This is a genomic window from Microbacterium sp. (assembly GCF_041909575.1).
Classification (GTDB): Bacteria; Actinomycetota; Actinomycetes; order Actinomycetales; family Microbacteriaceae; genus Microbacterium.
Map to the genome: position 1 here is coordinate 1 of NZ_JAYRDE010000114.1, position 9,869 is coordinate 9,869.

The 9,869-nt window shown below is 71.7% G+C and carries 10 protein-coding genes; 2 read left to right on the forward strand and 8 right to left on the reverse strand.

The features are described 5' to 3' along the window. From ACE3O1_RS13145 to ACE3O1_RS13175, 7 genes are all read right to left on the reverse strand, one after another. On the reverse strand, nt 1-680 hold a 680-nt coding region (locus ACE3O1_RS13145), incomplete at its 3' end, for an LLM class flavin-dependent oxidoreductase (RefSeq protein WP_374315756.1). Nucleotides 681-735: 55 nt separating this feature from the next. Then, entirely contained in the window at nt 736-1,380 is a 645-nt protein-coding gene (locus tag ACE3O1_RS13150) for a hypothetical protein (protein ID WP_374315758.1), read from the reverse strand. Continuing rightward, complete coding sequence (locus ACE3O1_RS13155) at nt 1,377-1,835, reverse strand: hypothetical protein (protein WP_374315760.1); 459 nt, start codon at nt 1,833-1,835, stop codon at nt 1,377-1,379. The genes ACE3O1_RS13150 and ACE3O1_RS13155 overlap by 4 nt, the downstream gene beginning before the upstream one ends. A 1-nt stretch (nt 1,836) precedes the next feature. Then, nucleotides 1,837-3,456: a hypothetical protein gene (locus tag ACE3O1_RS13160; protein WP_374315762.1), complete on the reverse strand. Its 1,620-nt coding sequence runs from the start codon at nt 3,454-3,456 to the stop codon at nt 1,837-1,839. Next, nucleotides 3,453-3,749, reverse strand: a complete 297-nt coding sequence (locus tag ACE3O1_RS13165) for a hypothetical protein (RefSeq protein ID WP_374315764.1) — start codon at nt 3,747-3,749, stop codon at nt 3,453-3,455. Before ACE3O1_RS13165 ends, ACE3O1_RS13160 begins: the two co-directional genes overlap by 4 nt. A gap of 108 nt (nt 3,750-3,857) precedes the next feature. After that, nucleotides 3,858-4,430, reverse strand: a complete 573-nt coding sequence (locus ACE3O1_RS13170; RefSeq protein WP_374315766.1) for a DNA-3-methyladenine glycosylase I — start codon at nt 4,428-4,430, stop codon at nt 3,858-3,860. 65 nt (nt 4,431-4,495) lie between these two features. Next, on the reverse strand, nt 4,496-6,601 hold the full coding sequence (locus ACE3O1_RS13175) for an acyl-CoA dehydrogenase (protein WP_374315768.1): 2,106 nt from the start codon (nt 6,599-6,601) through the stop codon (nt 4,496-4,498). Between the two features lie 201 nt (nt 6,602-6,802). Between ACE3O1_RS13175 and ACE3O1_RS13180 the strand changes: the two genes are divergently transcribed. Continuing rightward, the gene (locus tag ACE3O1_RS13180) at nt 6,803-7,288 is read left to right on the forward strand and encodes a GNAT family N-acetyltransferase (protein ID WP_374315770.1); all 486 of its coding nucleotides are present in this window, start codon (nt 6,803-6,805) and stop codon (nt 7,286-7,288) included. Between the two features lie 81 nt (nt 7,289-7,369). Beyond that, the gene (locus tag ACE3O1_RS13185; RefSeq protein ID WP_374315772.1) at nt 7,370-8,647 is read left to right on the forward strand and encodes a GNAT family N-acetyltransferase; all 1,278 of its coding nucleotides are present in this window, start codon (nt 7,370-7,372) and stop codon (nt 8,645-8,647) included. Nucleotides 8,648-8,749: 102 nt separating this feature from the next. Here ACE3O1_RS13185 and ACE3O1_RS13190 read toward each other — a convergent pair. After that, a partial coding sequence (locus ACE3O1_RS13190) for an RQC domain-containing protein (protein WP_374315774.1) occupies nt 8,750-9,869 on the reverse strand: 1,120 nt, incomplete at its 5' end.

The following is a 9,869-nucleotide window of genomic DNA, read 5'->3' on the forward strand; positions in this document are numbered from 1 at the left end:
AGGCGCCGGATCTCGCGCGGATCACGGCCGGCGCCGCGGGCGGCTTCGTCGATCGCCGCGTTGCCGCGCGCGAGATCGCCCGGCCTCATGTAGCCGAGGGACGGGAGCCAGCCGTCGCCCTTGCGACCGGTGAGCGCGAGCATCCGCGGCTTGTAGGCGCCGATCCAGATCGGGATGTCGTGCGCCGGGCGTGGGCCGCGCTTCGCCCCGTGCACCCGGTGGTAGGTCCCGTCGGTGAAGGCGCCGCGGCGCTCGCTCGTGTCCCAGAGCTCCCGCATGACGTCGATGGCCTCTTCGAGCGCCGTGACCGCCTGGCCAGGCGTGAGCCGACCGCCGCCCATCGCCTCGATCGCGTCCCAGAATCCGCCGGCGCCGAGCGCGAGGTCGAAGCGCCCGCCCGAGAGCAGGTCCAGGCTCGCTGCCGCCCGTGCCGTCACGGCGGGCGGGCGCAGCGGTACGTTGAGCACGTTCGGCGCGATGCGGATGCGCTCGGTGCGCGCCGCCACGAAGGTCATCAGCGTCCACGTGTCGAGGAACGCGGGCTGGTACGGATGATCCTGGAACGTCACCAGATCGAGCCCGGATGCCTCGGCCGCCTGCGAGAGCAGCACGGGGGCGTCAGGCGCCGCGGCGGTCGGGGTGATGAATGCGCCGAACTCGAGCGCGTGGCCGTAGTCCATGGAGAACCTCCGCTTCCTCGAACGCCCCGGCCCGGCCGAGCATTCCACGGGCGGGCTACGGCGCCTCGGGGCCGAAGGCGGCGGCGAGCGCGATCGAGTCGAAGAGGTTCAGCATGGCGTTGCGCAGCTCGCCGAGCGGCGTCGCGAAGCTCGCCAGCACGACCTGCTTCGAACCCGGCACGGCGAACCAGTACTCGGCCTCGAGCCTCGTCGCGACGGCGGTCGCGTCGTCCTCCTCCACCGTCTCCTCGTGCTGCCGGTCGATGCGGAGCATGCTCGCGCGCGGGCCGTCGAGGCGCTTCGCCGTCTCGACCCCCGGCACCGCCAGCACCTCGAAGCTCTCGCGCAGCACGCCGAGCACGGCATCCGCCGACGTACCGATCGCGGGGCTCATGCGCATCCCCTCAGGCGCGTGGACCGTCAGCGATGCGGGAGTGGCGAGGCCGGGCGTGATCTCGATGCACAGGAAGAGGGCGCGGGCCGAGGCATCCCGCGCCGCTGCCGTCGCGCGCTCGAAGGCGCCGCGCAGGCGGCGGCGGGCGATCGCCGCGTCGTCGGCGGGTCCGGCGAGCTCGCGCACGGCCTCGTCGATGCGGGCGGATGCCTCGTCCTCGGCGCGCGGGTCGACGGCGAGCCAGCGTCCCGGCAGCTGGAACGTGAGCTGCGGCGCCGCGAGCGGCGACGTATCGAGCGCGCTCACGACCCGTCGGCGATCCGGCGGACGTCGTCGGGCGAGAGCACGAGCACCTCGCCGGAGAGGTCGCGCACTCCGAGCGTCTGCGTCACCGCATCGGAGAAGCGCACTTCGGCATCGGATGCCTCGAAGCGGTCGGTGTAGTCGGCTCGGTCGCCGTCGACGAAGCTGATCGACACCTCGTTCCGTCCCGCCACGGGGTCGGACACCAATGTGGGCGCCGTTGCGCGGACGGCCGCGATCAACGCCTCCTCGGAGGAGTCGTCCACGAAGAGCATGAGGTTCACCTGGGTGTTCCAGGGTGCGCCCGAGTGGGTCGGCCACGCCATCGCGCCGTTGACGCCGTCCACCTCGGCGAGCCGCGATTCGAGCGGCGCGAGGTCGGGGTCGCCCGCGCAGCCGGCGAGACTCAGGGCGCCGAGACCGACGGCGGCCGCCAGCACGTAGCGCAGCATCCGCATGTCACGACCCCCGCGTGTACGTGCCAATGTGGACCTCCTCGTAGCTGCCCGCACCTTCCTGTGCGAAGAAGATCTCGTCGCCCCGGCGCGGTTCGGGCAGGTAGCGCTCCGCCTCAGCACCATACATTCCGGCATCGTGCATCGGCGACGTGAGCGGACGGTAGGTCTGCCAATCGCCGTCGAAGCGCACGTAGTCGATCGGATCGAGACCGAGCAGCTCGAGCGTGTGCACCGGGTCGATGCCGTTGTTGATCTGCGTGACGCGCACGTCCGGCGGCATGTCGCTGTAGTGCTTGTCGATCGCGGAGCCGGCGGTGAACACCGACTGGACGCGATCGGCCACACGCGGGTTGGTCGCCAGTTCTCCGGCCATCATGCCGCCGAGCGACCACCCGGTGAACATGATCGGCGCATCGCTCTCGAAGACACCCGCCTGGGTCATCGCGTCCCAGACGGCCTGCTCGTACTGGGTCGGGACGCCGGGGAACAGCGACAGCATCCCGTCGGTGCGCACGTCGTTGAGCGCGCCGTCGCCGTTCAGGGGGTTCCAGTTCTGCGTGCTGGGCAGCTGGACCCGCCACGAGATGATGTTGCCCTGGGCGTCCTTGATCGCGACGACCCGGATCTCGGTCGCCTCCTCGCCGCCGTTGCGGTCCTGCAGGGCGAGGTGCTCCATCAGATCCTGGTAGTCGCGCGCCTCGGAGTCGTCGGCGATCGCATCCGCGGCCTCGTCTCCGGTGGGAGCGGTGCTCTCCTTCGTGGTCTTGATGTTCTGCGGCCTGCCCGCCGCCTCGGCGAGGGCGAGGACCAGCAGCCCGATCGCCAGGATCGCGCCGAGCACGATCAGCCCGATCACCCCGAATGCGACGAAGGCGAGCCCGACCAGCAGGAGCCCGATCACGAGCAGCAGCGCGACCACGAGGGCGGACACGAGGGCGCTCAGCAGCTCGGCGAGCACGTCGACCACGACGGAGAGCACCTGCGAGGCCCACTCGCCGACCATCTCGAAGAAGTCGCCGACCCCGTCCCAGAACTGGTCCCAGTTGTCACCCCAGGAGTCGGCGCCGTGCTCGATGGCCGTCTCGATCGCGTCGATCGCCCGGTCCGCGGCATCCCAGATATCCTGACGCGCGTGGTTCAGGGTGCGCCGGGCCTCCTCGACCTGCCCGGCCGAGTAGGCCGCCCCGTCGCTCGTGGACCAGAGGTCCTCGTACAGTGCGTCGGTCGACGAGCCCTCGGCCTCGGCCCGGGTGATGTCGTTGCGGAGGTCGTCGAGGTCGCCCTGAAGACTGTAGGTGCGCGCCTGGTGGAAATCGGCGTCCTCCACCGCGGACCGCGCCGTCGCCTGGATGGGCGCCAGCTCGACGGCGTACGTCGTGAGCGCCGTCGCGGTGCCGCCGTAGCGCTGACGGGCACGGCGAAGACCGGCGGATGCCTCGGCCGCCGAATCCGCGACGGCATCGGTCGCGCGGCTGCGCTGGTCGTCGACGAGGTCGCGGAGGGCGTCGGCTGCGCGCGAGATCGCCTCGGCGGTGGACTGCAGGCGCCGCGCTCGGCTCTCGAGCTCGTGGGGGCGGCCCTCGAAGACGTCGGCGAACTCGACTGCCAGGCCCGAGCTCACGGGGCGTCCCCGTCGATCTCGACGCCGTCGCCCATGGTGCGGTCGAGATCGGTCAGGGTCTCGTCGATCGCCTGGAGCCAGTCGTGCACCGCGACCAGCTGCTCCTCGAGCTTGCCGCGGTTGTGGTCCCAGTTCCCGGCGAAGTCGCGGACCTTGCCGGCCAGCCGGTGCTCGCCGGTGAGGTCGGCGAGGTCGTCACCGACGCGGTCGGCGCTGCGGAAGGTCTCGAGCGCGCCCGCCACGCGAGTCTTCGCAACGCGAAGCGCCGTGAGATCCAGATCGACGTCGGTCATCGGCTCCTCCGCAGGGCTGGGGTTCGATCGCGAGCCTAGGGTGCGGGCGACACCGGACACGATGGGGACAATCCCCCACGTCGGTGCGTGCTGCTCAGGCGTTCGGTGTCACGCTGCGCGCCAGCATCCGTCCACATGGTCGTCGACCATGCCCGCGGACTGCATCAGCGCGTACATCGTGGTGGACCCCACGAAGCGGAAGCCGCGCTTGCGCAGCGCCTTGCTCATCGCGTCGGACTCGGCTGTCGTCGCCGGCACGTCGGCGAACGAGACCGGGCGCGGCCGCGGCGCGGGTGCGAACGACCACAGGAAGGCGTCGAGCTCGCCCTCGTCCATGGCGGTGACCAGCCGCGCATTCGAGATCGTCGCGAGGATCTTGGCGCGGTTGCGGATGATGCCCGCGTCGCCCATCAGCCGCTCGACGTCGTCGTCTGCGAACCGGGCGACGACCTCGGGCTCGAAGCCGGCGAAGACCTCGCGGAACCGCGGCCGCTTGCGCAGGATCGTGATCCACGACAGCCCCGCCTGGAACCCCTCGAGGCTCATCTTCTCGAACAGCGGCCGGTCGCCGTGGAGCGGGAAGCCCCACTCCTCGTCGTGGTAGCGGCGGTACTCCGGATCGTCGCCGACCCACGCGCAGCGCGCGATGCCGTCGGGGCCGAGGCGCGTGTCGGTGCTCACTCGGCCAACCTATCCGGCCCCGCCGACGTCCTTCGGCTGTGCCGAAAAGACGTCCGGCCGGCGGGCTACTTCTTCTTGAGGGACTTCTCGCTCACCGGCGCCTGGCCCGACGCGGCGAGCGCGGCGTAGTAGTCGCGCGCCTCGTCCTGCCGCGCCTGCTCGGCCCCCGAGGCGATCGGCGCGCGCACGTGCTCCGGCGCGAAGCCGTAGGCGTCGACGAGGTCCTGCGCGTGCGGGCGGAGGCGGGACGTCAGCCGGTCGATGTACCGCGAGACGGATGCCGCGCGCTGCGTCGAGAGACGCCCGTTGATCAGGTACCAGGCCAGGTGCTCTTCGATCAGGTGGAGACCGAACAGGTCGCGCAGCCACATCAGGACGCGACGCGTGCCGTCGTCCTCGATGCGATGGATGCCGTCGGTGAACGCCTCCCACTGCAGCAGCTCGCCGTGCGCGCGGGCCGCCTCGATGAGCTCGGCCTGGTGGCTGTTGAACAGCGCGGCGGCCTCGGCGGGCGACAGCTTGGACGCCGGGCGCAGGGCGGCGGCGACATCCGCCACCATCTGCTGCACACGGCCGGCGAGCAGGTCGTGCTGCTGGTCCTCGCGCAGGCCGAGCTCGACCGAACGCGCGGTCGAGCCGAGATCGGCGACCGACTGCCCGAGCTGCCGCAGCCCGGCGCCGTGGAAGAGCTTGCCGGCGGTCTGGCCGACGGCGAAGCGGGCGAGCTTCGCGGCATCCGCACCCTTGAACTGCCTCGCGTAGTCGGCGAGGAGGCGCTTGCCGACCAGCTGGAGGAGGACGTTGTTGTCGCCCTCGAAGGTGACGTACACGTCGAGGTCCTGGTGGAGTCCGACCATGCGGTTCTCGGCGAGGAAGCCCGACCCGCCGCAGGCCTCGCGGGCCTCCTGGATCGTGTCGAGGGCGTTCCACGTCGAAAGCGGCTTGAGGGCCGCCGCGAGGGTCTCGAGATCCTCGCGCTCCTCGGGGGTGTCGCTGCGGCCCGAGAAGACGCCGTCGAACTTGCGGAGGAGCTCGTCGTGGCTGAAGAACTGCGCGTAGTTCTGCGCGACGAGGGGCAGAAGGCGGCGCTGGTGCTTGCCGTAGTCCAGCAGCACGACCTCGGACGTGCCGGCGCCGGAGTCGAACTGGCGGCGCTGGCCCGCGTACGTGAGCGCGATGTGAAGGGCGAGGGCGGTGGCGGTGGTGGCGGCGCCGTCGAGCGACACGCGGCCCTGGACGAGCGCGCCGAGCATCGTGAAGAACCGGCGGCCGGGGGTCGGGATGTCGGAGCTGTACGTGCCGTCGGGAGCGACGTCGCCGTAGCGGTTGAGCAGGTTCGTGCGGGGGACGCGCACGTGGTCGAAGTGCAGCCGGCCGTTGTCGATGCCGTTGAGGCCGCCCTTGACCCCGTCGTCCTCGCCGCCGATACCGGGGAGGAAGTCGCCGTTCTCGTCGCGCAGCGGCACGAAGAAGCAGTGCACGCCGTAGTTCACGCCGCCCGTGATGAGCTGGGCGAAGACCGTGGCCGCCTTGCCGTGCAGCGCTGCGTTGCCGAGGTAGTCCTTCCAGGCGCCGCGGAACGGCGTGTGGATCACGAACTCCTCGGTGTCGGGGTCGTACGTGGCGGTGGTGCCGATCGCCGCGACGTCCGAGCCGTGTCCGGTCTCGGTCATCGCGAAGGCGCCGGGGAGGCTCATGTCGGCCACCGCACCGAGCCACTTGTCGTGGTGCTCCTTCGTGCCGAGCTGGAAGATCGCCGAGCCGAAGAGCCCCCACTGCACGCCCGACTTGATCTGAAGGCTCGGGTCGGCGAGGACCAGCTCCTGGAAGCCGGCGAGATTCGCCCCGTTGTCGTTCTTGCCGCCGTACTCCTCGGGCAGCGCTCGACGCGAGCCGCCGTGCTCGACCAGCAGGTGCAGCTGCGTGAGCACGCGCTCCCGGTGGTCGGACATCGGCTGGCCCTCGATGCGCCAGAACGCGGGGTCCTTGATCATCTCGCGCGCCTCGCGGCGGGTGTCGGCCCAGGTTCCGAGCAGCAGATCGGTGACAGCCGCCACGTCGATGCGAGGCTCGGATGCCTCCTCCGCGGTGTGGGCGGCGGTCGGGGCGCCGCCGGCGGGCGTGCGCTTGCTCGTGGCGGGCTTGGGGGAGCGGACGGCGGCGTCGGCCATGGCGTCACCTCTCGGTCTCGGCGATGGAAAAGTCACTTCCGACGGTAGGACTCCCACAACACCGGTCCAAACCGGTTGGAGCTGTTCGACAACCCGTCCCGGCCCGCTCCCGCGGCGGCGTTGTGCGCACCCCACACCCCCGGCGCGACGGGGACGTGAGCATTCGCCCGCACGAACGGAAGGGGGGAGGAGGATGGGAGCGTGCAGATCGGGCTGGAGCCGTGGACGGATGCCGACCTCGACGTCCTCCGACGCGCGAACACGCCCGAACTGACCCGGTACCTCGGCGGTCCGGAGGCCGACGACGCCCTCGCGGAGCGCCACGCCGAGTACCTGTCGAGCGGGGACGCGGTCCGCATGTTCCGCATCGTCGTGGACGGAGCCGTCGCCGGGTACGCGGGCTGGTGGGAGCAGGACCACGACGGCGCGGCCGCCTACGAGGTCGGCTGCGTCGTCGAGCCGGCGTGGCAGGGGCGCGGCGTCGCCGCCGCGGCCCTGGCAGAGGTCACGCAGCGGGCGCTCGCGACCGGCGGCGGCCGCCCGGTCGTCGGGTACGCGCACGTCGGGAACGAGGCATCCCACGCCCTCTGCCGCCGGGTCGGGTTCACGCTGGAGGGGACCGGGCGGTTTCCGGGCGCTGACGGCGAGGACGTCGAGGTGAACGTGTGGGTGATCCGGCCGGCCTGACGGCGATCGCCGGCGAGGAGGCTGCCGTCGCCGACGTCGGAGGCGGCTCGGAGAATGGGAAGCCGAGCGGAGGGGGGCAGGATGCGGGTCGAACTGCGACCGTGGAGCGAGGGCGACCTCGCCGTGCTCGAGCGGGCGAACACCCCCGAGATGACGGCCTACCTCGGCGGGCCCGAGTCCGACGAGCAGGTGGGCGAGCGCCACGCGCGCTACCTGCGCCTCAACGCCACGGGAGAGGCGCGGATGCTGCGCATCGACGTCGACGGCGAGCCCGCAGGAGGCATCGGCTACTGGACCGTTGAGCACGACGGCGCCCCCGCGTTCGAGACCGGATGGAGTGTCGAGCCGAGGTTCCAGGGCCGAGGGGTGGCGCGTGAGGCTCTCCGGCAGGTCACTCACCTCGTCGCGGCCGACGGGCGCCGCGGGCTGCTCGTCGCGTACCCGGGCGTCGACAACCCGGCCTCCAACGCCCTCTGCCGCGGCGCCGGGTTCGAGGAGCAGGGCACCTCGACCGCTCCGTGGCGCGGCGGCGAGCTCACCTTCCGCCGCTGGGTGCTCGACGTCTCGCCCCTCGACCTCGCCGGTCGAACCCCCGACGTCGACGAGCGCTTCGAGGGAGACGCGCTCGACGAGTCGCGGTGGTGGCCGTTCTACACGCCGCACTGGTCGTCGAGGGATGCCGCGGCCGCACGTTGGACGGTGGGTCCGGGCGGGCTGCGGCTCCGCATCGACGAGGACACCGCACCGTGGGCGCCTGAGCTCGACGGCGACCTGCGGGTGTCGCACGTGCAGACGGGCCAGCACTCGGGACCGGTCGGCAGCGGCATCGGCCAGCACCGGTTCCGCCCGGGGCTCGTCGTGCGCGAGGAGCAGCCCGCGCACCGCGGCTGGCTCGTGCGTCACGGCGTCATCGAGGTGCGCCTGGCGGCGATCCGTCACCCCGACGCCATGGTCGCGTGCTGGCCGATCGGCTTCGAGGAACAGCCCGACGACTGCGGCGAGCTCTGCATCGCCGAGATCTTCGGGAGCGACCTCGACGACGACGGCGGCTGGGTCGGCGTCGGCGTGAAGCCGCAGAACGATCCGCGGCTCCGCGAGGACTTCGAAAAGGTCCGCATCGACGGCGACCTCACCGCGATGCACGACTACGCCGTGGATTGGACGCCCGACCGCGTGCGCTTCTTCATCGACGGGCGCTGGGTGAAGACATCCGTCCAGTCGCTCGACTACCCGGTGCAGTTCATGCTCGAGATCTACGAGTTCCCGCGCGCCGACGGCACGCGCGACCTCGCGGCACTCCCCCACGTGCTGCGGGTCGAGCGCGTGCGCTCCTTCCCACCAGGGGCGAGCCTCGCCTGACCCCGAATCAGGCGATTCGGCGAGATCAGGACGACTGAGCCCGAATCGAGCCTGTTCTCGCCGAATCGCCTGTTTTCGGCCCGCCCGCTCAGCCCGCCTGGCTCAGGCCGCGCGGATGACGTCGAGCACGGCCTCACCGTAGGCCTCGCGCTTCTTCGCCCCGATGCCCGTGACGCCGTCGAGGTCGGCGAGGCTCTCGGGTCGCACTTCGGCGAGCGCGCGGAGCGTGGCGTCGCCGAAGACGATGTAGGCGGGCACGCCGAGCTCGCGTGCGACGCCGGCGCGCCAATCGCGCAGCGCTTCGAAGAGCGGGCGATCGCGCTCGGCCAGGGTGTCGGATGCCGAGACCTTGCGCACCCGCGGAGCGCCGCCGGAACGCCCGAGCGCATCGCGCCGGAGCGGCACCGGCGTCTCGCCTTTCAGCACGCCGGCGGCGGACTCGCCGAGGGCGAGCGTGCCGTACTCGCCGCGCGCCACGAGGATTCCCCGGGCGAGCAGCTGCCGGATCACGCTGCGCCAGTCCTGCTCGGACAGGTCGGATCCGAGCCCGTACGTCGAGAGTGCGTCGTGGCCCTGCTGGCGAATGCGCTCGGTGGAGGAGCCGCGGAGGATGTCGATGAGATGCCCGGCGCCGAAGGCCTGGCCGCGCTCGCGCTGCAGCCGCACGATGGTCGACAGCAGCTTCTGCGCGGGCACGAGGCCGTCCCAGGTCTCGGGAGCCTCCAGGCAGGTGTCGCAGCTGCCGCAGGGCTCCGCGGGCTCGCCGAAGTATCCGAGCAGGTTCTGGCGGCGGCATCCGACCGTCTCGCACAGCGCCAGCATCGCGTCGAGGTGCTGGCCGAGCCGGTTCTTGAATGCGCGGTCGCCCGGGCTCTGGTCGATCATGCGGCGCTGCTGCACCACGTCGCCGAGGCCGTAGGCCATCCACACCACCGAGGGATCGCCGTCGCGGCCCGCGCGACCGGTCTCCTGGTAGTAGCCCTCGACGGACTTCGGCAGGTCGATGTGGGCGACGAAGCGCACGTCGGGCTTGTCGATGCCCATGCCGAAGGCGATGGTCGCGACCATGACGACGCCGTCGTCGCGCAGGAAGCGCGACTGGTTCGCCGCGCGGACGGATGCCTCGAGCCCCGCGTGGTAGGGCAGGGCGTCGAAGCCCTGCGTGCGCAGGAACTCGGCGGTCTGCTCGACGGACTTGCGACTCAGGGCGTAGACGATTCCC